The organism is Flavobacterium filum DSM 17961 (assembly GCF_000425465.1).
GTDB classification, from domain to species: Bacteria; Bacteroidota; Bacteroidia; order Flavobacteriales; family Flavobacteriaceae; genus Flavobacterium; species Flavobacterium filum.
Map to the genome: position 1 here is coordinate 1 of NZ_AUDM01000018.1, position 24,358 is coordinate 24,358.

Annotated in this window: 20 protein-coding genes and 1 tRNA gene; 10 read left to right on the plus strand and 11 right to left on the minus strand. The window is 34.0% G+C overall.

The window, feature by feature from the left end; all coding sequences use genetic code 11:
• The 3 genes from H601_RS0111190 to H601_RS0111200 all read left to right on the plus strand — a co-directional run.
• On the plus strand, positions 1-1,980 hold a 1,980-nt coding region (locus H601_RS0111190), incomplete at its 5' end, for a T9SS type B sorting domain-containing protein (protein WP_026711600.1).
• 10 nt (positions 1,981-1,990) lie between these two features.
• Positions 1,991-2,935: a PorP/SprF family type IX secretion system membrane protein gene (locus H601_RS0111195; RefSeq protein WP_026711601.1), complete on the plus strand. Its 945-nt coding sequence runs from the start codon at positions 1,991-1,993 to the stop codon at positions 2,933-2,935.
• Positions 2,936-2,946: 11 nt separating this feature from the next.
• Positions 2,947-4,824, plus strand: coding sequence for an OmpA family protein (locus H601_RS0111200; protein WP_051220731.1), 1,878 nt, complete (start codon positions 2,947-2,949; stop codon positions 4,822-4,824).
• On the opposite strand, the gene H601_RS0111205 is transcribed toward H601_RS0111200, so the two are convergent.
• Both H601_RS0111205 and H601_RS0111210 read right to left on the minus strand, forming a co-directional pair.
• Complete coding sequence (locus H601_RS0111205; RefSeq protein ID WP_026711603.1) at positions 4,825-5,397, minus strand: pentapeptide repeat-containing protein; 573 nt, start codon at positions 5,395-5,397, stop codon at positions 4,825-4,827.
• Between the two features lie 207 nt (positions 5,398-5,604).
• A tRNA-Arg gene (locus H601_RS0111210) sits at positions 5,605-5,678 on the minus strand.
• A 70-nt stretch (positions 5,679-5,748) separates the two neighbouring features.
• On the opposite strand from H601_RS0111210, the gene H601_RS0111215 reads away from it, so the two are divergent.
• Positions 5,749-6,258, plus strand: a complete 510-nt coding sequence (locus H601_RS0111215; protein ID WP_026711604.1) for an adenine phosphoribosyltransferase — start codon at positions 5,749-5,751, stop codon at positions 6,256-6,258.
• On the opposite strand, the gene H601_RS0111220 is transcribed toward H601_RS0111215, so the two are convergent.
• The gene (locus H601_RS0111220) at positions 6,259-6,408 is read right to left on the minus strand and encodes a hypothetical protein (RefSeq protein WP_026711605.1); all 150 of its coding nucleotides are present in this window, start codon (positions 6,406-6,408) and stop codon (positions 6,259-6,261) included.
• 18 nt (positions 6,409-6,426) lie between these two features.
• Complete coding sequence (locus H601_RS0111225) at positions 6,427-7,635, minus strand: MDR family MFS transporter (protein ID WP_026711606.1); 1,209 nt, start codon at positions 7,633-7,635, stop codon at positions 6,427-6,429.
• 330 nt (positions 7,636-7,965) lie between these two features.
• Between H601_RS0111225 and H601_RS0111230 the strand changes: the two genes are divergently transcribed.
• From H601_RS0111230 to H601_RS0111250, 5 genes are all read left to right on the plus strand, one after another.
• Complete coding sequence (locus H601_RS0111230; RefSeq protein WP_084139977.1) at positions 7,966-9,384, plus strand: alpha-amylase family glycosyl hydrolase; 1,419 nt, start codon at positions 7,966-7,968, stop codon at positions 9,382-9,384.
• Between the two features lie 26 nt (positions 9,385-9,410).
• Positions 9,411-10,007 (plus strand): DUF1684 domain-containing protein, encoded by a 597-nt coding sequence (locus H601_RS0111235; RefSeq protein WP_026711608.1) that lies wholly within the window; start codon positions 9,411-9,413, stop codon positions 10,005-10,007.
• 52 nt (positions 10,008-10,059) lie between these two features.
• A complete protein-coding gene (locus tag H601_RS0111240; protein ID WP_026711609.1) occupies positions 10,060-10,719 on the plus strand; it encodes a TatD family hydrolase in 660 nt (219 codons plus the stop codon).
• A gap of 157 nt (positions 10,720-10,876) precedes the next feature.
• Positions 10,877-11,593 carry a tRNA threonylcarbamoyladenosine dehydratase gene (locus H601_RS0111245; protein WP_026711610.1) on the plus strand — a complete coding sequence of 239 codons (717 nt, stop codon included), beginning with the start codon at positions 10,877-10,879 and terminating at the stop codon, positions 11,591-11,593.
• Between the two features lie 160 nt (positions 11,594-11,753).
• On the plus strand, positions 11,754-12,413 hold the full coding sequence (locus H601_RS0111250; protein WP_026711611.1) for an HAD family hydrolase: 660 nt from the start codon (positions 11,754-11,756) through the stop codon (positions 12,411-12,413).
• A gap of 1 nt (position 12,414) precedes the next feature.
• Here the strand turns inward: H601_RS0111250 and H601_RS0111255 are convergent, their stop codons facing one another.
• From H601_RS0111255 to H601_RS0111270, 4 genes are read right to left on the minus strand one after another with little or no spacing between them, the layout of a single operon-like run.
• Positions 12,415-13,875, minus strand: a complete 1,461-nt coding sequence (locus tag H601_RS0111255; protein ID WP_035655892.1) for a cryptochrome/deoxyribodipyrimidine photo-lyase family protein — start codon at positions 13,873-13,875, stop codon at positions 12,415-12,417.
• A 13-nt stretch (positions 13,876-13,888) separates the two neighbouring features.
• Positions 13,889-15,175: a cryptochrome/photolyase family protein gene (locus tag H601_RS0111260; protein ID WP_026711613.1), complete on the minus strand. Its 1,287-nt coding sequence runs from the start codon at positions 15,173-15,175 to the stop codon at positions 13,889-13,891.
• Between the two features lie 42 nt (positions 15,176-15,217).
• The gene (locus H601_RS0111265) at positions 15,218-15,916 is read right to left on the minus strand and encodes an SDR family NAD(P)-dependent oxidoreductase (protein WP_026711614.1); all 699 of its coding nucleotides are present in this window, start codon (positions 15,914-15,916) and stop codon (positions 15,218-15,220) included.
• A gap of 3 nt (positions 15,917-15,919) precedes the next feature.
• A complete protein-coding gene (locus H601_RS0111270) occupies positions 15,920-16,387 on the minus strand; it encodes an SRPBCC family protein (RefSeq protein ID WP_026711615.1) in 468 nt (155 codons plus the stop codon).
• Positions 16,388-16,526: 139 nt separating this feature from the next.
• Between H601_RS0111270 and H601_RS0111275 the strand changes: the two genes are divergently transcribed.
• A complete protein-coding gene (locus H601_RS0111275; protein ID WP_026711616.1) occupies positions 16,527-17,378 on the plus strand; it encodes a DUF2911 domain-containing protein in 852 nt (283 codons plus the stop codon).
• A 229-nt stretch (positions 17,379-17,607) separates the two neighbouring features.
• Here the strand turns inward: H601_RS0111275 and H601_RS0111280 are convergent, their stop codons facing one another.
• From H601_RS0111280 to H601_RS0111290, 3 genes are all read right to left on the minus strand, one after another.
• Positions 17,608-20,019 carry a TonB-dependent receptor plug domain-containing protein gene (locus H601_RS0111280; RefSeq protein ID WP_026711617.1) on the minus strand — a complete coding sequence of 804 codons (2,412 nt, stop codon included), beginning with the start codon at positions 20,017-20,019 and terminating at the stop codon, positions 17,608-17,610.
• 10 nt (positions 20,020-20,029) lie between these two features.
• A complete protein-coding gene (locus H601_RS0111285; RefSeq protein ID WP_026711618.1) occupies positions 20,030-21,733 on the minus strand; it encodes a sodium:solute symporter family transporter in 1,704 nt (567 codons plus the stop codon).
• Between the two features lie 114 nt (positions 21,734-21,847).
• Entirely contained in the window at positions 21,848-24,355 is a 2,508-nt protein-coding gene (locus H601_RS0111290) for a PIG-L family deacetylase (RefSeq protein ID WP_026711619.1), read from the minus strand.
• Positions 24,356-24,358: the final 3 nt, after the last annotated feature.

Sequence of the window (24,358 nt, forward strand, 5' to 3'; positions counted from 1 at the left end):
ACAGTAACGATTAATCCGATTCCAAATGCCGGAAGTAATGGAAGTATCACTTTATGTGAAACGAGTGCCAGTGTAGATTTATTCACACTATTGGGCAACTCACCGGAAACGGGCGGAAGCTGGTCACCACCGTTAGCTAGTGGCACGGGAGTTTTCGACCCAAGCCAAGATGCGGCAGGCACGTATACCTACACCATTACAGGTACACCACCTTGTGCAGACAGTACAGCGAGTGTAACAGTAACGGTTGATTTAACTCCAAATGCCGGTAATTTCACTGCAAATCAAACCATTTGTAATACCATTATTGATTTTGATTTATTTACTTTGTTAGATGGTACCCAACAGTCTGGAGGAACATGGACAAATAATTTAGGTGATGTTATTTCCAATTTAGTTAACGTTTCAACTTTATCATTAGGTTTAAATACGTTCACATACAATGTTAATAATAATTGTGGAACTGATTCAGAGCAAGTTCAATTGACTATTATTGCTTCACCAACAATTGCTATTGAAGATATTATAGTATCAACACCAATTTGTGAAGGAAGTGGTGTAACGGTTACACTATTTAATTTAACCGACGGAAGTTATTCCATAAATTATAATTTATCTGGAAGTAATACAGTTGCCAATCAAAATGTAACATTTAATTCTGTTGATGGTGAAGCAACTTTTGAAATTGATTCTACATTATTAGTGAATACCGGAACTACGATAGTAACATTTAATTCTATATTAAATACAGTTACAACTTGTCAGAGTAATTTGAGTGGTATTGAAGTTCAATTAGAAGTATTACCAATTCCTACTCTTCAAACGGTTAATATTCAGATTCAAAATGTGTGTTTTGGGAATAATGTAAGTGTTCAGATTATAAATGCAATCAATTTGCCGAATGGTCAATATCAATTTACGTATTCTATCCCAGGAGCAAATCCGGTTAACAACACTATCGGTAATGTAACGATACAAGATGGGAATGGTCAATTTGAAATTCCATCATCCATATTTACAACTGCCGGTCTCTATAATTTTACATTAAATGCTATTAATAATAGCGATTTAGCATGTTCAAACTCAACAGTAAATGTAACTGTTCCTTTTGAAATTTTAGCTCAACCAATTATTTCAGAAGCCCAAGTTTCAATAGTTTCAACATGTGTAAATACCGATGCTATTGTCACTATAACAAATGCAAGTCAGTTACAAGATGGAAATTATCAATTGACCTATTTGTTAAGTAACGCCAACATCTTTAGTGAAACGATTACTGTAAATTTCACAGGCGGATCGGCACAATTTACAATTCCCTCTTCAGCGATTACAAATGCTGGGTCAAATACCTTAACTATCAATCAAATATTATCTTCTATTGGAAATATTTGTGGGAATAGTGGAAATACTTTTGAAGTAATTCAATTTATTATTTCATCTGTTCAAACGCCAGAATTAATTGAAGGCGGAAATATTTTCTGTGAAGATGAAAATCCAACTGTTTTGAATTTAACAAACGGAATAATTGACAATCAAGAAGTAATTTGGTATGATGCCCCTATAAATGGAACTATTTATTCAGACTCAGCTTTATTACAAAACGGAACAACCTATTATGCCGTAGTTAGAAATGAAAACGGTTGTGAAAGTGAAACCCGATTAGCCGTTACAGTAGAGTTAAAAGATTGTACCGAAATCATCATTCCTGATGGATTTTCACCAAACAATGATGGTATCAACGATTCATTTGTAATCAAGAATTTACGTGAATTATACCCCAATTTTACATTGGAAATTTTTAATCGTTACGGAAACATATTATACAAAGGAAATGCAGCTTCATCTGATTGGGATGGAACTTCTGACAAAGGAATTCAAATTGGTGGCAACAAGCTTCCCGTAGGAGTATATTTCTTCATAATTAATTTTAATGATGGTAATAGAAAACCTTTACAAGGAAGAGTTTACTTAAGTAGATAAAATAAAATTTATGATTAAACCTTTATCAAAATATTTGTTATTAACTTGGATGGGATTGATTTCGATCCAGAGTTTAGCACAACAAGATCCTCAATATACACAATATATGTATAATATGAGTGTATTAAATCCTGCCTATGCAACCGATAATCCTGATGTAATCAATTTTGGTGCATTGTATCGGGCTCAATGGGTTGGTTCTGAAGGAGGTCCAACAACGGGGACGTTTTTCGCTCATTCACCAATAGCTAAAAAAGTAGAAATGGGCCTTTCCATCATACATGATCAAATTGGTGATGTAGTAAAAGAAACCAATGCTTATTTTGATTTTGCTTATGTTTTAAAATTGAATGAAAATCAAAAACTATCTTTTGGATTAAAAGCTGGAGCAACATTTTTTAGTACAAATTTTAATGGATTTGTATATTCTGATGATTTACCAGATCCGGCATTTGCCAATAATTTGAGCAAAATTTTTCCAAATATTGGAGTAGGTACTTTTTATTTTGGAGAAAATTATTATTTGGGATTATCTTCTCCCAATTTAATAAAATCAACTCATTTGGAAAGGCAAGATGGGATTATTCGAAATGGAGTAGAGGAAATGCATTTTTTCTTTACAGGTGGTTATGTTTTTAATTTGAATGAAAATTTAAAATTCAAACCTGCTTTTATGTCAAAAGCAGTTTCTGGTGCTCCAATGTCTTTTGATGTTACAGGTAACTTTTTAATTAACAATGTATTCGAAATTGGTGCTGGCTATCGATGGGATGATTCCGTCAGTGGTTTGGTCAATTTTAAAGTATCACCTTCTGTTAGAATTGGATATGCTTATGATTATACATTGTCTAATTTAGGGAGGTTCAATTCCGGTAGTCATGAAATAATGATTCTATTCGATTTGAATAAAAAAGGAAGTATGAACGGTTATGATAAATCCCCACGATTTTTCTAAAAGGTCTTAAAATGAAGAACAAAAAAATACTATTTTTCTTTTTGGTTTGTTGTCAACTACTTTTGGCACAAAAGCCTACGATTAAAAAAGCAAATCAACTTTTTGCAAATAAAGCATATATTGAAGCAGCAAAAATGTATGAGGTATTTAAAGGAAAACAACAAAAAGAAGTTTTACAAAATTTAGGAGATTGTTATTATTATAATGCTCAAATGCAATTTGCAGCGGATAACTATGGTAATCTGTTTTTTAAGTACAAAGACAGTATCCAACCTGAATATTATTTTAGATATGCAAATGCATTAAAAGGCATAGAAGATTATGAACGTGGTGATAAAATTATGGGTGAGTATTTGAAATATTCAGTTGACACCAAAAAATTCAAAGAGCATCTTAATAATATTGTGCCACACAAATACAAAGTCAATCAAATGACCAAAAGTAGCGTTACCGGTGATTTTGGAATATCTTTCTTTGGTGAAAAAGTGGTTTTTGCTTCTCTTCGAAATGCTCAAAGCCCACTATATAAATGGAATGAAAAACCCTATCTTGATTTGTATGAAGCCACTGTTTCAAAGGATGGAATTCTTGAAAATATCAAACCATTTTCTGAACAGATCAACACTAAAACACATGAAAGTAATGCTGTTTTTACAAAAGATGGAAAAACCATGTATTTCAGTAGAACGAATGATAAACAAGTACAAGTTGGGGAAGAAAAATTTGCTTCCGTAAAATTATATAGAGCAGAATGGGTCAATAACGAATGGACAAATGTATATGAACTTCCTTTTTCAAGTGATCAATTTTCTACTCAGCATCCTGCACTTAGTCCAGATGAAAAAGTATTATATTTTTCAAGTGATCGACCAGAATCTTTGGGGTCGTTTGATATTTTTTATGTCGATATTTTAGAAGATGGAGGATATTCTGAACCTCAAAATTTGGGTGATAATATCAATACAAAACATAGAGAACAGTTTCCTTTTTTAACAGAAGAGGGTACACTATATTTTGCATCAGATGGTCTTCAGGGATTAGGAGGTCTTGATATTTTTATGGCTAGAGTATATAATAATGTTTTTGGAAAGCCAATCAATTTAGGAGAAACCATTAATACCGGAATGGACGATTTTGCCTATGTTTTAAAACCGGGTGAAGAATTAGGATATTTTGCATCTAATAGAAAAGGTACTGATAATTTATATTCTTTTATACGAGAAGAAAATGAACGTAAATTTATTGTAGAAGGTGAAGTACGCGATAAAATCACAAAAGATTTATTACCCGGAACTTCTGTTACACTTTATGACATGGATAATAAACTTATCGGACAATTAATTGTAGGAGAGAATGCGGATTATGCTTTTAACACAGAACCCAATACTAAGTATAGAATTGTTGCCGATAGAGATTTTTATGCTTCCAAAGAAGAAATTTTTGAAACTAAAGATGATGGTAGAGTTCGTTTTACAATAGAATTAGAAATTGAATCATACGATGATGCAGAGGAAATTATTGTAACCAAAGAAGATGGATTAGTATACATCCAATTGGAAAATATATACTTTGATTTAAACAAATGGGATATTAAAGAAGAAGCAGCCCGAACATTAGATGTTTTGGTAGCCATCATGAAAAAATATCCTCGAATGGAAATTGAATTAGGAGCACATACCGATTCTCGTGCATCCGATGCTTATAATTTACGATTGTCACATGATAGGGCAGGTGCAGCACTTGAATATTTAGTTGCAAATGGAATCAGCAGAAACCGTATGCGTTCTAAAGGTTATGGTGAGCGAGTACCATTAATCAAATGTGGTGATAATTGTTCTGAAGTTGAACACTCTATCAACCGCCGCTGTGAATTTATTATCTTGAAATAATTATTTGATAATTAAATCATATTTTGAGAGCAATCCTTTTAAGCCTTCCGCTGAAAAGATTGCTCTTTTCATTTTGTTTTTTTCAGGGTCAATTACAAATTCATAACTGGTATAAAAGTCTGCTTTTTGTAGGTTTGAATCCATAAAAACTGCTCTTCTCAAATTGCAATTATCAAATAAGGCTTCGCTCAAATCCGTATTCATAAAATCAATAGCAATCATACTACAATTGATAAATTGAATTTTTTTAAGTTTCAAATTATAGAATTGAGCATAGTCTAATAAACAATCTGTAAAGTTAAAACTGTATATAACTTGATCCGTCATCGCAAAATTGACTGAAGTAAAATTACATTTTGTAAATTGTACATCTCTTAACGAAACATAATTGATTTTAGTCTCCTTGAAATTACAGCCAAAAAAAGAACATTCTACAAACATCACTCCGGTAAAATCACAAGCTGAAAAATCACAATCGTAAAAAGTACATTGTTCAAATTCATGGTAGCGAACGGAATCTTTTTCAAAAATTTGGTTGTGGAAAGTTTTGTCAAATTGATAATCAGAAGGCATAATTTCTTTTTTGTCAAAAGTAAAACTTCCTTTTGAATTGAAGAGTATTAAAACAAAAAACCCGATAAAATCGGGTTTTTAATTGATTTTTGTGACCTAGACTGGATTTTGCAAGCAACATCCAACAAAGCTCCGCCTTGAAAATAGTAAAAACAAAAAAACGCTCAAGCAAGCTTGGCGTTTTTTCTTTTTTTTACTATTTATTCGTGACCTCGACTGGATTCAAACCAGTAACCTTCTGAGCCGTAATCAGATGCGCTATTCAGTTGCGCCACGAGGCCTTAATGCGGGTGCAAATATAGGTATTTTTATGTAACTTGCAAATCAAAATTTAATTTAAAATCACTTTTTATGGCATTAGAAAAATATATTAGAATTGTCAATGATTTCCCAAAGGAAGGGATTGTTTTTAAGGATATTACTCCCTTATTATTAAATCCGGAGGGTCGAAAAGAATGCTTATCACTACTACTTTCATCGTTAAAGGATAAAAAAATTGATAAAGTTATTGGCGTTGAAAGTCGTGGATTCTTCTTTGGGATGTTATTAGCGGAAGTGTTGCAAGTGGGCTTTATTCCCGTAAGGAAACCAAAAAAATTACCTTTTACAACTATTTCTGCTTCTTATGATTTGGAATATGGTACCGATGCTTTAGAAATTCATGTAGATGCCATTAAACCCGGTGATAAAGTTTTAATTCATGATGATGTATTAGCAACCGGTGGAACTGCCAAAGCCGTTTGTGAATTAGTAGAACAATTGGGTGGTGAAATTGTTCAATTGAATTTTTTAATGGAAATACCGTTCTTAAAAGGGAGAGAAAAAATTATTAACTATGAAATTTTTGCAGCAATGAAATAACTATTTATTTTCATCCAAAGCTTTTGAGGTAACATAATATCGCCAACCTATAATAGCCATTTGCCATTTTTTGGCTTTGGCTAAATCCAGTCGTTGTTTGGTAAAACTGGGGAGAAGTAGTTTATTGAGTTTGGCTAAAAGTGTAAACATTTGGCAAATATAATTTATTTACTCTTGCTTTACCATTTTTATCACCCAAATCGAACACAAAACCGCAACCATTCCACAAGTTCCCATTACCAACCAATTCACTTGATAACCATAAACTGCAATAAGTTGCATACCCATTTTGGAACTCACAATATGAGCCAAACTAAACGTCATCGTGTATAACGCCATATATCTGCCTTCATGTCCTCTTGGAGCTCGACTTAATGCAAAAGAGTTAGAAAAAGGAAAAGCAAACATTTCTCCAAAAGTCAAAAACAAAATGTTGATTACTAAAATTCCGGCCCAAACATTGATAAGCAGAGCATAAAATCCTAATGCCATGCACAAAGAACCCAATAGTACAATTTTCATTTTATTGACTTTGTTTCGTTCAAAGTAGCTCACAATCGGCATTTCTAATAGAAAAACCAGAAAACCATTCAAAGTCATTAACAACCCGATTTCAAACTCTGTTAAACCGTATTGCTCATTGTTATACAAGGGAAGAGTAGTAAACAATTGAAAGAAAATCATACCCGTCACAAAACTCACAAACAAAAACACCCAAAACGGACGATCTTTGAAAACTGATCTTCTTGGCTCTTCAAAAGTATCAATGTGTTCAACAATTGGTTTTTTCTTTTCTTTTACCAAAAGCCAAAAAATGGAAATCGCTAAAATACAGGTTCCGCCATCTACATAAAATAAGCCTGCATACCCCATATTCATAATGATTAAACCTCCCAAAGCCGGACCGGCAGCAAAACCTAAATTTACGGCCAATCGTACTAGGGTTAAAGCTCTGGTTCGGTTTTCAGGTTTGGCATAAGCACCTAATGACACAAACATGGCCGGTCGAAACATGTCGGCAATAATCATCACAAAAAACCAGGCAATACAAAGTGTTGAAAACTCAGTAATAAAAGGAAAGATAAACAGCAATAAACCAGTGCTCATCAAACTGAAAATCATGACTTTGTAAAAACCAATCTTATCTGCTAACTTTCCGCCAACCCATGAACCTATCATCGAACCTGAACCAAAGCAAACCATTATCCAACCCACTTGTTGGTAACTGAATTCTAAATCTTCTTTCAAGTATTTGGATAGAAAAGGTAACACCATTGTACCGGCACGATTAATGAAGGTGATAATCGTCAGAATCCAAATTTCTCTCGTAAAACCACGAAAATTATTGATGTATCTCGAAAAAGCAGTTGTGAGCATTTGTAAAAGTTGACAGCCACAAAGGTACAAAGTCAAGTGAGTAATTGATATAATTTTAGTGTCATTACTAAATTATTTTCAGAAGCTATTCCGGCTATTCGTTCCAAGCTTTTTTGTTCACTCCTTTTTTTGTAAAAAACACAAAGAGCTCCCTCTGGTCGCTTTTCTATTTTAACAAAAAATAGTTGTGTCCTGCAAAAGGCTTTCTCCCGAAGCTTCGGGACTATCCGGGCTAGGATATTGTGCTAAAAAGAAAAATTCTTTTCAATGCTAAATTCAAACGGTTCTTTTTAAGTATATTTAAACTTTCAAAATTCAAACTCACAACACATGAAATCTTTTTTTAATCCGAATCGAATACATACTATTTTATCAGTTGTTTTTTTTGCATTGCTATTGAGTTGCAATAAAGAAGAAACCAAGAAACAAACTGAACAAAATAGTGAAGACAATCGGTATCTTCCCAAAGAATACGTGCAAGTCAAACATCCTGAATGGGTCAAGAATGCTACGATTTATCAATTAAATACCCGACAATTCTCAGCAGAAGGAACCTTCAAAGCGGCTCAAAAAGAACTTCCACGGTTAAAAGAAATGGGCATCGATATTATTTGGCTTATGCCTATCAATCCTATCGGAGAAAAAAATAGAAAAGGTACGTTGGGCAGTCCGTATTCGGTAAAAGATTACCGGGCTGTAAATCCTGAATTTGGCACGCTGGAAGATTTGAAATCTTTTGTTAAAGAAGCTCACCAATTGGGAATGTATGTTATTGTTGATTGGGTGGCCAATCATACCGCATGGGACAATCATTTAGTAAAAGACCATCCCGAATGGTATAAAAAAGACTATAAAGGTGAATTCAGACCTACGCCATGGTGGGATTGGGATGACATTATCGATTTGGATTACAGTCAACAGGAATTGCGAAAATACATGACTGAAGCTATGAAATATTGGGTTAAAGAAGCCGATATTGATGGCTATCGTTGCGATGTTGCGGGTTTTGTACCCATCGATTTTTGGGATAATCTTCGTACCGAATTAGATGCCATTAAACCGGTTTTTATGTTGGCAGAATGGGAATCTCGTGATATGCATGCCCATGCGTTCGATATGACTTATGCGTGGAGTTGGAACGAAAAACTACACAAAATTTGTAAAGGTCAAGCTAATGTAAACGAATTGTATATTTATTATTCATGGAACGAAAGTTTCTTTCCAAAAAATAGTATTCGAATGACTTTTGTAAGCAACCACGACAAAAATGCTTGGGAAGGCACCATGTGGGAACAATTTGGAGATGGTTTAGAAGCCGCTATAGTACTTTCGGTTGTGGGTGACGGAATGCCTTTGATTTACAACGGTCAAGAAGCCGGAGAACCCAAGCGTTTAGCTTTTTTTGAAAAAGATCCAATCGTTTGGAAACCACATCCAATAGGAGATTTGTATAAAAAGTTGTTTGCTTTGATGAAACAAAATACAGCTTTGTGGCATGCCAATTGGGGAGCTTTGATGTTAAAAGTGCCTAATTCAAACGAACAGCAAGTATTTAGTTTTGTTCGTCAAAATGAGAAAGATAAAGTTTTTTGTGTGTTTAATTTTTCAGATAAAACTCAAAATGTAACGTTTAAAGAAGCACTTTTTCCGGGAACCTATAAAGATTTTACCATAGGAGAAAGCGTAACACTAACACCAGATACACAAATGACTTTAGCTCCATGGACTTATAAAGTATTTGTTAAATAGGTAGTTGAATATTCAAATAAATATCCATGAAAAAAGTTTTCTTTCTTTTCTTATTCTCACAACTCGCTTTTTCTCAACAACAATTTGAACGCGATTCGATCATTCAATTTCAAAAAAAGATGAATGAACATTACGCTGATTCAGCCAAAAGTCCGCTTAAGAAAAAAGATTTAGCTGTTTTTCAAGCATTGGAATTTTTTCCAATAAGTGAAAAATACTTTGTGAAGGCAAATTTCAAACGTACCAAAAAAGAAAAACCGTTTGAAATGAAAACCACCACTTCCCGCAAACCTTTGTATGTAAAATATGGTGAATTACACTTCCAAATCGACGGAATTCCATGCCAATTAAACGTTTATCAAAATGTAGAATTTTCTAAAAAACCGGGTTACAAAAACAGTTTGTTTCTTCCATTTACCGACTTTACTTCCGGTGTTGAAAGTTATGGTGGTGGCCGCTACATCGATTTGGAAATTCAAAAAGGAAATAATTGGACAATTGATTTCAACCAAGCCTACAATCCATATTGTGCCTATAACGAAAAATATTCCTGCCCAATTGTTCCTGAAGTAAACGATTTGAAGGTAGAAATAAAAGCAGGGGTAAAGGCGTTTAAGAAGTAAGTTTATTTTTTAGCTTAGTGAAATTAGTAATCTGTGAAAATCCGTGAAATCCGTGTCCAAACTCTTCAACCTTCATACCCACAAATATACCAACCAAGAAAACATTCTCGAATTGGTCAATCAATACCCATGGGAATTTGATGAAAAAATACCTTTTTATTCCATCGGAATTCATCCGTGGTATATCAATGAAGATAGATTGAATGTTGATTTACAAATGATTGAACAAAAATTAGTTTTACATAATTGCCTCGCTTTAGGTGAATGTGGATTAGATAAACGCATTGAAATTCCATTAGAAACTCAAATAAAAGTATTCAAAGTCCAAATTTTTTTAGCAGAAAAATACCAAAAACCATTAGTTTTGCACTGCGTTGCCGCTTTTCAGGAAATCATCCAAATCAAAAAAGAACTAAACATTAAAGTTCCCATGATTATTCACGGATTTTCTAAAAATGAGCAAACGGCAAAGCAGCTTTTGGATAACGGATTTTATCTTTCCTTCGGAAAGTATTTATTGCGAAATCCGGAGTTAAAAACCGTTTTTCAATCGGTACCAAATGAAAGATTTTTTCTGGAAACCGATACCTTTGAAGAATCATTAGAAGAAGTTTATGCTTTAGCAGCAAACTATAAAAATTGTGAAATTGAAGAAATAAAAGAGATTGTGGCAAGCAATTTTGAAAAAGTATTTCATTTAAAACTGATTTAAAATTAAATTATTAGAATTTCTCAAATTTTTTAAATCTGTGTTCTAAAAAAGTAATATTGAATATATAATTTAAATATAAATATAGATTGTTTTTTGAAAAACTACATTTGAAATAATCGACTGAGGACTGACATCTGAGAACTGAAAACTAAAAGAAATGGCTAAATGGCAAGAACGAGCAGAGCTCTTATTTAAAACAGAAGGATTAAACAATTTAAAAAACGCCAATGTATTGGTAGTTGGATTAGGCGGAGTTGGTTCATTTGCCGCCGAGTTTCTCGCACGTGCCGGTGTGGGGAACATGACCATAGTGGATGGCGATACGGTAGATATTACGAATATCAACCGACAATTACCAGCTTTACATTCTACAGTGGGAATGCCCAAAGTGCACGTGGTAGGCGACCGTTTGATGGACATCAATCCCGAATTGAATCTAACCCGTGTACAAGAATTCCTTTCCCCGGAAAGAGCGTATGAATTGGTAACCGAAGATTTTGATTATGTATTGGATTGCATCGATAGCATTACACCAAAACTCAATTTATTGATTGCTTCCAAACGCAAAAAGTTAAAAGTTATCAGCAATATGGGAGCCGGAGGTAAATATGAAGCTTCCAAAGTAAAAGTTCGCGACATCAGCAAAACCGAATATTGTCCACTTGCCAAAAATATCCGTAAGCGATTGAAAAAAGAAGGGATTTCATCGGGAATCAAAGCAGTGTATTCTACCGAAATGCCAGATGAATCCAGTTTAAAAATGACCGACGGAACCAATTTTAAAAAATCGTTTTACGGTACCAACAGTTGGATGCCGTGCTTGTTTGGCTTGCATGCTGCAGAAACGGTGGTGAAGTATTTGTTGAAGCGATAGTTGCTGAGTAACTAAGTTACTGAGTTTATTATCTGCAAATTTTCAATTTCAAAAGAATAGAAAATCAAATAGTACAAATAAAAAAATAAAATATTTTCAAAATCATTTAACCTACTCAGCATCTCAGCAACTCAGGCAATAAGATTTTCAGCAACACCCTATGATACAAACCGTAATTTTCGACATGGATGGCGTAATCGTTGACACCGAACCGGTGCATCATTTTGCGTATCAACAACATTTTAAGCAATTAAACATTGAAGTTTCGCCGGAAATGTATGCTTCGTTTACCGGAAATTCGACCAAAAATATTTACGAACGACTTAAGTCTGTTTATGGTTTAAAAGAGGATGTGTTGGATTTGGTAGAAGTAAAACGAAACTTGTTCAATGACGCTTTTGATCAAAAAGAAGATTTGTATTTGTTGGATGGAGTGGAAGAGTTAATCCAAGAGTTACATCAAAACGGTATGCAACTGATTTTGGCTTCTTCTTCCGCCAATGTTACGATTCAACGCATTTTTAACCGATTTGATTTAAATAAATACTTTACGCACAAAGTCTCAGGAGAAGATTTTCCGAAATCAAAACCGCATCCGGCCATTTTTCAAAAAGCAGCCGAATTGGCTCAAACTTCGGTAGAACATTGCATTGTGATTGAAGACAGTACTAATGGTATAATGGCTGCCAAAGCTGCCGGAATTTACTGTGTAGGTTACGATAGTTTTCATTCCAAAATGCAAGATTATTCATTAGCAGATAAAGTGATATCGCATTTTAATGAATTGAGTTTTGAAAAAATTCGTTTTATAAAACACTAAATTATTGAGCTTCTCTGTCGGGTAGGGTATGTTTTTCAATAATGCGAAAACTATCCTTTTTCACTTCTTTTTCTTTTCGCATCGACCAGAAAAAATCACTTGAAAACCGTCGGGCTTCTTCTAAATTCACAATCGGAAAAGGATAATCCATACCGATTTCAAAATCATACAGCATTTGTTCGATTGTGGTTAATTTCCAAGGTTCATGTATAAATTCGGCTGGAATTTTGGCAAGTTCCGGCACCCATTTTCGAATAAAAATCCCTTCCGAGTCGTGCTCATAGGAGTTTTTCACCGGATTATACACTCGTAAGGTATTGATTCCCGTAACGCCCGCTTGCATCTGAATTTGCGGATAATGAATTCCCGGTTCAAAATCTAAAAACTGTCTGGCCAAGTGCGGACTACAATTTTGCCACGGTTGAAACAAATGATGCGTGTAAAAGGAAACCACCAAAGCTCGCATTCTAAAATTCAAATAACCGGTTGTATTCAAACATCGCATGCACGCATCTACGAGTGGAACGCCCGTTTTTCCTTCCACCCACGCTTGATGAAATTCTGGAATAACGGTTTGTTTTAGATTGCGATAACCTTTATTCACCGCTGTAAATTCCATGTGACATTCCATTTCAAATTTTTGAATAAAATGAGCTTGCCAACGCAAACGGGAAGTGAAATTATCAATTTGTCGCACGTTTTTCTTTTGTGTCCTGAATTGCATACTCAATTGAACCACTTGTCGAATGGAAAGATTTCCCCAAGCGATATAGGGTGAAATTCGGCTACAACTGTGTCGTCCTAATTCCGGTTTAGAAATGTGCCTACTGTAATTAGCGACTCGTTCTTCCAAAAAAGATTTTAAATACCGAACTGCAGTTGTGGTTCCACCTTTTTGAAAAGGGGTATTTTTTGGAGTGGAAAGTGAAATCGTTTTGAAAACTGCCTTTATTTTTTCAAACTCATTTTGAGTTAAAAAAGAACTTAATTTGGGTTGAAAAGGAAATTGCGGTAATTCCATGAATTCGACCCAATCATCACGCCACGTTTTTCGATTGGATAAACCTCGTTTTACACCATTAGTAATGAATTCTTTCCATTGAATTTGATGTTTTTGACAAAAACGTGCAACTGCTTTGTCTCTATCAAAAGTGAGTTGAATTCCGGTTTCTTGATGAGAATATAGAGTGGAAATGGATTGAATTTGATTGATTTTTTCAAACGCATTAACCGCTTCACTTTCAATAATTAAAATTTCCGTTTGATAGGATGTTAATTGCTTTTGAAGGTCTTCCAACGATTGTTTGATGAAATCAAAATGGCGTGAACTGTAATGATGGTCATTTAATAACGAAGGTTCAAAAATGTAAAGTAAAAGCGAGGGTTCATTTGATTGTAAAGCTCGAAAAAGAGCTTCGTTATCAGATAGTCGCAAATCTCTTTTGAACCAAACGATGTTCATTTTTATGATTTATTTATCCAACGGCTTCTTTGTACACTTTCAAACAACGTTCTCTCGCTTCTTTGTGGTCAACAATAGGTTTGGCATACGCAGAAGTTTCTACTTCTGGCACCCATTTTTTGATGTATTTCCAATCTTTATCAAACTTTTTGATTTGCTCTGTCGGATTAAAAATTCTGAAATAAGGTGCGGCATCAACCCCTGAGCCGGCAGCCCATTGCCAATTGCCTACATTGCTTGCTTGTTCATAATCCAATAACTTTAAAGCAAAATAAGCTTCGCCCCAACGCCAATCGATTAAAAGATGTTTGCATAAAAAACTGGCGACAATCATCCGAACACGGTTGTGCATGTGTCCGGTTGTATTCAATTCCCGCATGCCGGCATCTACAATTGGATAACCTGTTTTACCATCGCACCAATTTTTAAAATCGGTTTCATTGTTGTTCCAAGAAATGGCATCGTATCTTTCTTTAAAACTTTTGTTGATTGTATGCGGAAAATGCCAAAGAATTTGCATGAAAAATTCCCGCCAAATCAATTCATTCCAAAAGGTTTCGTTTTTATTTTCAATGGCTTTTGCTACCATTTTTCGGATGGAAACGGCTCCAAAACGTAAATAAATCCCGAGCATAGAAGTACCCTTAACAGCCGGAAAATTTCGAGTAGCTTCGTAATTTGAAATTAATTTATCTGAAATATCAAAGGGAGCGACTTTGATAGGAGAAGGTTCAAAACCAATCTCTTTTAAACTTAAAAAAGGGTAGGAGTGGTTTGTAATTTTAGCTAATTTTTTTTCTGATTCGTAATGAACCAATTGAATCGTTTTAAACTTTTCTTTCCATTTTCTTGAGTAAGGAGTGTAAACTACATAAGGTGATCCGTCATCCTTGACCACTTCACTTTTTTCAAAAATTACTTGGTCTTTACTTGTTTTAAACTCGATTGCGTGTTCTTTGAACAATTGATAAATTTCTTTGTCTCGTTTTCGTGCATACGGTTCATAATCATGGTTGGTATAAACCGAAGTTATTTTATTTTCTGAAATTAATTTTTGAAAAATGGCATACGGTTTTCCATGAAAAACAGCTAACGATTTTCCTTTTTCTTCCAATTGTTTTTGAATTTTGGAAAGTAAGTCGTGAATAAAAGTGACACGAGCGTCATCCTTTGGTAATTGTGATAATATTGCTTCATCAAAAATAAAAATAGGAAGTACTTCTTCATTACTATTCAAAGCATGAAAAAGTCCAATATTATCATCTAAACGTAAATCTCTTCGGAACCAGAAAATAGTCATAAGTTGGGTGATGGGTTAATGGTAATGGGTAATAGGTCAAAGTTAACCATTTACTAATAAAGTGGACATTCCACCATCAACATGAAAAATTTGTCCCGAAATCCAACTGCTTTTATCATTCAAAAGGAAAGTTGCCATTTGAGCCAAATCATCTGCTGTTCCAAATCGCTTGAGCGGATGACGTTCTGCCGATTTTTCGCGTTTCACATCATTATTTAAAAATTTATCAGCCAACGGTGTATCGGTTAACGAAGGTGCAATCACATTCACTCTTATTTTTGGCGTAAATTCTGCGGCAAGAGCTTTTGCAAAACCTTCAATCGCACCTTTTGCAGCAGCAACACTCGTGTGAAAAGGCATTCCCATACTGGCGGCTACGCTACTAAATAGCACAATACTTGATTGGTTGGAAGCCGATAGATTGGGTAAAATTGTTTGAATAACTTTTATCATACTAAAAAAATTAATATGCATGTCTGCTTCAAAAGTTTCGGGTTTTATGCCTTTGAAAGGTCGTAAATTGATACTTCCGGGGCAATACACTAATCCATCAATAATTTCCGGAAGTTTCGATGTATCTAAGCTATCTGTTGACGCATCAAATGGAATATGAGTTACATTCAAATCATCAGTATTTTCAAATGTTCTGGAAGCAATGTACACTTTGCATTCAAATTGTAATTCTTTTGCAATGGCATAACCAATTCCATACGAACCACCTATTAATAAAATATTTTTCATTTTTTATCCTTTAAATTCTCCAAAAAGTTCTATTAATTTTTTCTGACGGTAGTCAAATATTTCTTTTAGTTTAGGTTTAACCAGTATTGGGTGTACCATTTGACCTAAAATTCCAAGTGGGATTTTATAATCTACAATGTCTTCCATTTCAACGCCTCCCGGAATTTCTTTTAAAAAATGCTTATGATGCCATAAGGCGTAAGGACCAAATCGTTGTTCGTCAACAAAATATTCTTTGTCACGCACATGTGTTATCTCCGTAACCCATTTGGTTGGAATGCCCAAAACCGGAGTAACGATATATTGGATAATTTGACCCGGATACATCTCACGGTCGGCACCTGAAAGGATATTAAAACCCATATAATCAGGAGTAATCGTTTTTAAATTTTTAGGATCGGACAAAAAAGCCCAAGCTTCTTCTAATGAAATAGGTAAGTTTTGTTTTGTGTGTAGAGTATATATTTTCATTATTTTTTTGGTAAAGATATAAAATTGTTTAATATTTTATTATAAAAGTTAAACAAAATAAAATGTATTTATATTTTTTTTAACAGTTTGTACCAATATGAAACTGTAAATTTGGAACATAAACTAAACTTATTTAACTATGAAAAAATTATTTGTAAGTGCTTTTTTAACGTTAACAATGATGAGTGTTCATGCTCAAGTGAAAACACCTTCAGCCAGCCCAAGAGCTAATTTTGAGCAAACAGTTGGATTAACGGAAATAGAGATCGATTATAGTCGTCCGAGTGCAAAAGGTAGAACTATTTTTGGTGATTTAGTTCCTTTTGGTAAATTATGGAGAACCGGTGCTAATCAAAATTCAATGATTACTTTTGGTGATGATGTTACTGTGGATGGAAAAGCCTTGAAAAAAGGAAAATATGCTTTGTTTGTAACGCCAAAAGCAGATAATTGGGAAGTTGTTTTTTATACCGATACTGAAAACTGGGGTACACCAGAAAAATTTGACGAAGCTAAAGTTGCAGCTCGTGTAAATGTAAAACCTGAAATGATTAACCGTCACGTAGAAACATTTACGATTTCATTGAATAATGTAGATAACGATTTTGCTCATTTAGAATTTGCTTGGGAAAAAACGGTTGCTGCTGTAAAAATTGAAGTTCCTACTAAAAAATTAGCGATGGCTAATATTGATAAAGTTTTAGCTGGTCCATCTGCGGGGGATTATTTTTCTTCTGCTCAATATTACTACCAATCTAATGGCGATAATGCAAAAGCTCTTGAATATGTTAATAAAGCTGTAGAAATGACTGCTGCAAAAGGTACTCCATTTTGGTACAACCGTTTGAAATCATTAATTCAAGCTAGAAATGGTGACAAAAAAGGTGCAATTGAAACTGCAAAAGTTTCTTTAGAAGCGGCTGAAAAAGCGGGAAATGCTGATTATGTTAAAATGAATAAAGAAAGTATTGCTGAGTGGAGTAAAAAATAAGTTTCTTACTTTTTTTAGTTTTAAAAATCCTATCATATTGCGTGATAGGATTTTTTTCTCAATTATAGTTTTATAGAAATGCACTTTTAGTGCATATTTCCCTTTCACGTTCTAAAACTTTGCCACGAATTACACAAATTTTCACAAATTAATTCGTGCTAATTTGTGAAATTCGTGGCAAAAAATAAGCAATTAAAACGTATAGACTTCAAACAAATAGTGGTTTAAATTAAAAAGCCGTTCGTACAGATAAAATAAAGTTTCTACCGGGAGCTGTGATTCCTGAGGAATAGGGTCGATATCGTTGGTCTGTTATATTTTCAATACCTCCTGAAAATGTCCAAGTAGAATTCAATTTGAACAATGATTTTAAATTCAATGTGTACCATGCAGGAACATAGGGTTTTCCATTGGCATCTAAAGCATACAAATAGTCTTTCTCAACTTCAGACGGAGCTAAATCTTCGGGTTTTATTTTTCCATTGAAAACAATATTCAAATCAGTTGTCCATTTTTTGGTTTTAAAGATCAATCGGGTATCGCCAAAAAACGGAGCTGCATGCCGCAAAGGTGCTTTATCTCCATTGTCTAATTCTTCTTCTCCTTTTGTCCAATTGGCATTTGTTCTCCAATTTAAAAAGGGAAATAATTCAACATTTAAACCGGCTTGAAGTCCATACACATTTGCTTTAGCTGCATTTTGAATGGCTTGAATATTACTTTCTTCACCTTGGAAAATAATTGTGCTCTCACCATTCAACGTAAAAGCTCTTCTCACCAAAGCATCTTTTACTAAAGTATAATATCCGGTAATATCAAATGTAACTGATTTTCCAATTTTTTGTTGTAATCCCAATTCAGTATTATAGGCATATTCATATTTTAAATCAGGATTTGGAACAACGAGATTTCCGGGTGTGCTTTCATAAATTTTACCAACGTCATCTATATTAGGTGAACGAAAAGCTGTACCTGCATTAAAAAATAATGCGGTGTTTTTTGTGGCTAGATAACTAAATCCAACACTTCCGGTTAATGCACTGGTATTTATGGAAGTTTTATCAAAAGGATAATCAACAAAGGTTTGATCAAACGTAGCATTTAACCCGATTTGATTGAATCGCAATCCGGACTGAAAAGTAAATTTATCATTAATTTTATTTTCAAATTGAGCATATGCTGCTATCGATTGCCATTTTGCCCCATCCGGATAGCGAGCCGGTGCTGCTTCAATTTCATTGGTTTGAATATTTTCTCGGGTTCCAAATGAATTGACTAGATTAAATACATATTCTAAACCATACGCTATTTTACTTTTATAGCCTAATTTTTTTATAAAATCTAAATTGGCAGAGTAAGCACCTACTTTCTCAGTATTGTTGGTACGATTCAAATTGTTGAAGTTACGGTTGTGACGACTTTCTTCAAATTGTTGGTAGGCAACACTCAGAAAAGCTTTATCAAACCATTTTGTAGGTTTGGTATAATTTACCTTGAAATGATGCATAACCCATTCTTGCGGACCATAATACCATTCGGCAAAACGTAATGTACCATTTCTTCTTCTTAATAATTGATCATAACGATTAAAATCAGAAGTGGTTGAATAGTGAAAGGCATAGTTAAATAACCAATTTTCATTGGGTTTAAAGGCCACTTTTTGAATTAAATTGATTTGATTATAACCCGATGCTACTTGCATTTCTCGATTATCATTTTGTACTACTTCATCCACTCCGTTATTAGTTACCACATAATCCGGACGAACATAATCATCTGGCCCGTGATTTCCCATCCGTAAATCATCATAATCACTAAAGGTAGCCGAAGTTACAAATGACCATTTATTGGTAGATAAATTCAAATCAAAATGCATTGTTTTTTCATTGTTGGCTGAAGACCATCTGCTCAATACATTACCATCATAGGTCAACTCTTTCGAAGTGTTAAATTGATTTGGAAGTGTGTAAAAATTCATTACACCTCCAATGGCGTCACTTCCATAAATTACTGTTCCGGGACCTAAAATTACTTCTGTATTTTGAATGGAATTAGCATCAATGGAAATAATATTTTGAACGTTACCACTTCTGAAAATGGCATTGTTCATCCGAACACCATCTACGTTGATTAAAACTCTATTGGTGGCAAATCCTCTAATCATGGGACTTCCACCGCCTAATTGACTTTTTTGAATAAATATTTTCCCGGTTTGGTTTAAAAGATCAGCTGTGGTTTGTGGATTGGTTAACGCAATGTCTTTCGGTTTAAAGGTAACAATGCTATTCGGAATTCTTTTTTTGGTTTCTTCCCATTTTGACACTGATAGAATAACTTCGTTCAATGAGGTATTTTCAGGGATAAGAGACAGTTTAAAATTGCGTTTTTCTATTTGAGTATAACTTAAAATGAGTGTTTCATAACCCAATCGTTTGATGTAAATTGTTTTGGAAGATTGAAATGCTTTGATATCTACTTTTCCACTTTCATTGGTATAAGCAGATTCAGCGTTTTTTGTTGAATAGAAATGAACAGACTCCAACTTTTCTCCTGAATTTGCATCTAGAACAATGGTTTCTTGTGCGGTTAAATTCGTTGCAATAAAGAAGATGAACAGTATTGCAAGTATTTTTTTTTGCATGGTAATTAGGTTACGTATTGTTTTTTTGCATCATTTGAATCAAAGCTGACAATCCTATGGTAAGTGCTGCACCAATTGCATTTAGCCATAAATAGCCAAGTATTTCCTTTCCGGAAGGATAAATATGAATGCATTGATAATAAATCACAAAAATGATTAACTGACTTATTACACCACCATAGAAAACGGCATTTCCTTTGATAAATTTCAAAAAGAATGCCACAAGAAATATGCCAAGAATGGTTCCGTAGAAAACAGAACCGATAATATTGACCAATTGAATTAAATTTTCAACTAATGTTCCGAAACAAGCAAATAAGATAGCAATGATTCCCCAAACTAAAGTGAAAAATTTTGAGGCGGTAACATAATGATTATCAGACTTGACTGTTTTTAAATTGCGTTTGTAAATATCAATTACTGTAGTAGAAGACAAAGCATTTAATTCTGATGCTGTAGAAGACATAGCTGCAGATAAAATTACGGCTAGTAGAAGTCCTACTAAACCCGTTGGTAAATAATGCAATACAAAATGAATAAAAACATAATCTTTATCGTTTGCTTCTTGATTGAGTGAGGTGATGATTTTCTTAGCTTTTTCTTTTACATTTTTCTCTTTTTCATTCAACGCAATCATTCTTTTTCGCAAAGTTGGATTATCAACATCAATGTTTAATTGCTCGGCATAATTGAGTGTAATTACTTTTTTCTCTTCATGAATTTCATTTAACTGCAAGGTCAAATTTTGATATTCTTCTTTGTAAATGGATTGTTCTACTGCTTTTTGACTAGTTGGATTAAAAGTTAAAGGTACCGGCATAAATTGAAAAAACACAAATACCATCACACCCGTTAACAAAATAAAAAACTGCATAGGTACTTTTAGAAAACCATTAAAAAGTAATCCAAGTTGACTTTCGCGAATCGATTTTCCGGATAAATAACGTTGCACTTGAGATTGGTCAGTACCAAAATAGGAGAGTGCTAAGAAAAATCCACCGGTTATTCCACTCCAAAAAGTGTAACGACTATTTGGATTAACGGAAAAGTCCAATAGATTCATTTTTTCATTTACACCTGCAATTTGAAGAGCATTACTAAAGGTAACTTCCGAAGGTAAGTAGCTCAGTAAAAGGTAAAACGCAATAAACATTCCACTCATGATGATAAACATTTGCTGTTTTTGGGTCACATTTACAGCCTTTGTTCCGCCCGAAACGGTGTAAATGATGACTAAAACACCAATAATCACATTTAGCCAATTTAAATTCCATCCTAAAATAGAGGACAAAATTATAGCGGGAGCATAAATGGTGATTCCGGCTGCTAAACCTCTCTGAATCAAAAATAGAATAGCCGCCAAACTTCTTGTTTTTAAGTCAAATCTTTTTTCGAGAAATTCATAAGCGGTATAGACATTCAGTTTGTGGTAAATTGGAATAAAAAATAAGGCAATAAATACCATCGCCAATGGCAAACCAAAGTAAAATTGTACAAATCCCATTCCGTCATGATAGGCTTGTCCGGGTGTGGAAAGAAATGTAATGGCACTTGCTTGAGTAGCCATTACCGAAATGCCAATGGTCCACCATTTGGCTTCATTGTTACCTAAAATATAATCTTTTACGTCTTTACTTCCTTTTGTTTTCCATGCACCATAAGCCACTATGAATAGGAGTGTAGAACCGAGAATTATCCAATCGAGTATTTGCATGGTCTATGAAAAAAATTGCATCAAAAAATAGAATATAAGAATGTATAGAATATTCAAGCCAATCATCCAAAAATAGCTGTTTTTTAAACTGTCTTTATTGTTGTTTTCCATCATTTATTTTTTTTGACTACTCGAAATCATATTGGCCATCAGTCGATAGGCTCCTGATACTCCAGCCGGTAATTCCCTAAAAAAACTTAATCCGGTATAAATATAAGTTCCTTTTCCATACGGTGCAATTAACAATCCTCCATTTTTGGGACTTTCTCCTTTATCATTAGATGATAAAATTGGAGTGAAGGTTGCGTCCCATTCATTAGGATAGTATAAACCTTGTTCTTGGACCCAACCTTTAAAATCATTTGCCGAAATTTTGTTTGGATAATTTAAAACCGGATGATTGGGAGCTAAAAAGTGAACTTCTGCATCTTCTTCTGTAACTCTATCTCTTGAAATTTTTAGTGAATAGGGAGCTAGTTCTTTTACAGTAAACTTTCCGGTTGTATTGTATTGCACAATCATTGTGTTACCGTTTTTGACAAATTCAAATAAAATTTCTTGTTTGAAAGCCAATTCTTCCACCGTATTATAAGCTCTTACTCCAACGATTACAACTTGAAACGGTTTCAAACTTTCTAACGATATTTCTTCAGGTTTAAGTATGGTTACTTCATAACCCATTTGAGAAAGATAAAATGGAACTTCATCTCCAGCACCCATAATGTAGGCTATTTTTTCATGTTGAATTTGGATGTCAAGTTTATTAAATTTTGCTTCAGCATTCACCAAAACTTGCTGTTGCGAAATGTGTTCGTATTGAAGCAAAATTTGTTCTTTATCCAATTTTTTTCCATCGATAATAACATACGATGAAGCAGTAATCTCACTCGATTGTGCGGGTGGAGTAACTTCAAAATATACGATAGTTTCAGAGCCTTTTTTACTCAATTCAAAAGGTATAAATTCAGGACTCACTTTCCAGTTTTTTCCAACAGCTAAATAAGCATTTCCTTTGATTTGGTCTTTTCCGGCTTTGATTTTTACTCCTACTTTTTTGGAAGTAGTTGAATTAAATATGGTCACTTTATCCATAATGCTTGTAGTGGCAACAGGAACAATATCTAGAGGTTTATAGACCTCTCCTTTTACTTCATCATTGAATTTATAAATCACTTTTTTTTCAAAAGGAATTGTAATTCCGTTTATTTCAATTAAAAAGGTAACGCTACACGTTCGAATGATATCGGGAACTCCAATTTTTTTCTGATCGGATACGTTATACATTCCAACTGTACCGGAATTTTTTAACCAATAAGGAGAAGTATATTCCTGATTATCAGGTATTTTTATTTCAATTTCTCCAAAGTTTGATTGGTTATTTTCTAGAGATAGTTGTTCAAAAACATTGGTTTTAATTTCAGGATTTGTTTGAATTCCTTTCAACGTCATTTTTTGATTGCTTCTGTTGATGGCCTCTAATTTTAGTTTTAAAATACTGCCGGGAGTTGCACTCTGTGTTTCTGCAACAGCTTCTAAAAATAAACCGGCACAACCGTAGATAATTTGTTTTAACTCTTCCGATTTTATAGTTTTCCAATGATTATCTTCTAATTGTTGCATCATTGCATAAACTTCTATCAATTGAGGTATACTGGCAGCAGGGTTTTTAAAATCGAATTGTTGTTCAATCGTTGCCAGTTTTTGGTCAATATTTTTTCCGTTTTTAACTCGATTCCAACTTGTATCGATTCCTTCAAATAAATTTTTCCGATTTTGAGTATGTTCTCCTTTAATGAGTTCTAAATATTCCACTTCTTCTCCGCGAGAACCGGTGCTACCAAATCCTTGTGATTGATGACGACTTCTGCTTAAAGCAGCAATTTCTTGATTTGATTTTCCAAAAGAGGAGTAATAAACGCCCATGTCAATGGCGTTTAATTTACTTTTATCTGCTTTTTCAAATTTTTCTCTTCCACCGTAAAACCACCATGATGTATTGAAAAATAATCGTTTGGGTTGCCAAACAGTTGTATAGTTTAATTGTAATGGAAATATTTTAGGATTATTGACCATGTCAAATAATTCAATCGACAACATGGCTGAAGAAGTATGATGTCCGTGCGTTGTTCCCGGAGAACGATGATCAAATCGATTGATGATAATATCCGGTTTAAACTGACGGATAATGTAAATCATATCTTCCAATACTTCGTTTTTGTTCCAGATTTGTAGGGTTTCGTCCGGAATTTTTGAAAATCCAAAATCGTTGGCTCGGGTAAAAAATTGCTGACCACCGTCAATTTTTCGGGCTTCTAATAATTCTTGGGTTCTAATGACGCCTAATAATTCTCGTAACTCTGTTCCAATTAAGTTTTGTCCACCATCTCCTCTGGTTAAAGATAAATAACCGGTTTCCGCTTTTAAATGATTGGCCATGTAAGCAATTAAACGTGTATTTTCATCATCAGGATGTGCCGCAATATAGAGAACAGAGCCAAGAAATCGCAATTTTTGAATTTGATGAAAAAGGTCAACTGAGCTTGGTTTGGTTGGCTGTTGAGCAACAGTTTTAGGGATAAAGGTAAGTAGCAAAATACACAGTAAAATTCTCTTTAGAACCATTGC

Coding starts and splice junctions, on each gene's coding strand:
- H601_RS0111290 (WP_026711619.1), bottom strand. CDS start 24,355: ATGGTTCTAAAGAGAATTTTACTGTGTATTTTGCTACTTACCTTTATC.
- H601_RS0111255 (WP_035655892.1), bottom strand. CDS start 13,875: ATGAACATCGTTTGGTTCAAAAGAGATTTGCGACTATCTGATAACGAA.
- H601_RS0111225 (WP_026711606.1), bottom strand. CDS start 7,635: ATGCTCACAACTGCTTTTTCGAGATACATCAATAATTTTCGTGGTTTT.
- H601_RS0111195 (WP_026711601.1), top strand. CDS start 1,991: ATGATTAAACCTTTATCAAAATATTTGTTATTAACTTGGATGGGATTG.
- H601_RS0111245 (WP_026711610.1), top strand. CDS start 10,877: ATGGCTAAATGGCAAGAACGAGCAGAGCTCTTATTTAAAACAGAAGGA.
- H601_RS0111265 (WP_026711614.1), bottom strand. CDS start 15,916: ATGAAAAATATTTTATTAATAGGTGGTTCGTATGGAATTGGTTATGCC.
- H601_RS0111280 (WP_026711617.1), bottom strand. CDS start 20,019: ATGCAAAAAAAAATACTTGCAATACTGTTCATCTTCTTTATTGCAACG.
- H601_RS0111230 (WP_084139977.1), top strand. CDS start 7,966: ATGAAATCTTTTTTTAATCCGAATCGAATACATACTATTTTATCAGTT.
- H601_RS0111270 (WP_026711615.1), bottom strand. CDS start 16,387: ATGAAAATATATACTCTACACACAAAACAAAACTTACCTATTTCATTA.
- H601_RS0111260 (WP_026711613.1), bottom strand. CDS start 15,175: ATGACTATTTTCTGGTTCCGAAGAGATTTACGTTTAGATGATAATATT.
- H601_RS0111285 (WP_026711618.1), bottom strand. CDS start 21,733: ATGCAAATACTCGATTGGATAATTCTCGGTTCTACACTCCTATTCATA.
- H601_RS0111250 (WP_026711611.1), top strand. CDS start 11,754: ATGATACAAACCGTAATTTTCGACATGGATGGCGTAATCGTTGACACC.
- H601_RS0111235 (WP_026711608.1), top strand. CDS start 9,411: ATGAAAAAAGTTTTCTTTCTTTTCTTATTCTCACAACTCGCTTTTTCT.
- H601_RS0111275 (WP_026711616.1), top strand. CDS start 16,527: ATGAAAAAATTATTTGTAAGTGCTTTTTTAACGTTAACAATGATGAGT.
- H601_RS0111200 (WP_051220731.1), top strand. CDS start 2,947: ATGAAGAACAAAAAAATACTATTTTTCTTTTTGGTTTGTTGTCAACTA.
- H601_RS0111220 (WP_026711605.1), bottom strand. CDS start 6,408: ATGTTTACACTTTTAGCCAAACTCAATAAACTACTTCTCCCCAGTTTT.
- H601_RS0111215 (WP_026711604.1), top strand. CDS start 5,749: ATGGCATTAGAAAAATATATTAGAATTGTCAATGATTTCCCAAAGGAA.
- H601_RS0111205 (WP_026711603.1), bottom strand. CDS start 5,397: ATGCCTTCTGATTATCAATTTGACAAAACTTTCCACAACCAAATTTTT.